The sequence below is a fragment of the Oleiphilus sp. HI0080 genome (assembly GCF_001635135.1).
In genome coordinates, this window is record NZ_LWFU01000912.1 from 1 (window position 1) to 748 (window position 748).

Annotated in this window: 1 protein-coding gene; it reads right to left on the bottom strand. The window is 50.8% G+C overall.

Annotated elements, in window-relative coordinates; genetic code table 11:
• Nucleotides 1-748: GspE/PulE family protein (locus A3751_RS17970; RefSeq protein ID WP_197466471.1), on the bottom strand; the 748-nt coding region annotated here is incomplete at both ends.

Below are 748 nucleotides of genomic sequence, written 5' to 3' on the forward strand. Positions count from 1 at the left end.
AGCGAGAACAGGCGTTGATCCGCATTCAGCAGCCGAACGACTAGGCTCTCCCCGTGAATGGTTGGAATGATCGACATACGCAACTCAAGCTTATGCCCTCCGACCGATATACGTGCCCCGCCGTCCTGTGGCATTCGATGTTCTGAAATGTTCATCCCACCGATGATTTTGAAGCGACTAATTACCGCGGCCAAGTGCTCTTTATGAATCTCCGAGCGCAGCACCATGTTGCCATTCATACGAAGCAGGTAGTCGGCTCCCTTCTCGGTTGGTCGAATATGAATATCGGATGCGTTCTTGCGGTAGGCCTCCAACAACAATCGCGTGACGATTCGAACAATTGGCTTCTCGCGAACCTGTTGTTTGATCAGCTCCAGCTCATCGCCAATCGTTGCTTCGCTTGAGCCGTTCTGCAGACCAACCAAGGCTTCTGTGCTGTATAGATGATCGATCGCAGCATCGATCTCCTGACCCCGACACTTGAATGCCTCGACATGACGGCCCGTAACAAACTCAATATTCTGAACCGTATCGTCGTAATCAACGTCTTCGTCAATTGCGATAATGAGGCTGTGCCGGTACTCGAACAAAGGGACAACACGATAAAGATCCGCCCACTGAGCCTGAATGCGCTCTTCGATGTCAGCCGGGAAAGGAAAGTCCGATAAGTTTACTTTAGGAACCGCGGCGTCTTGCAACGGACTGATACGCTGAAGATCTAAATAGTCTTGGAGTTGTTCGATACTGT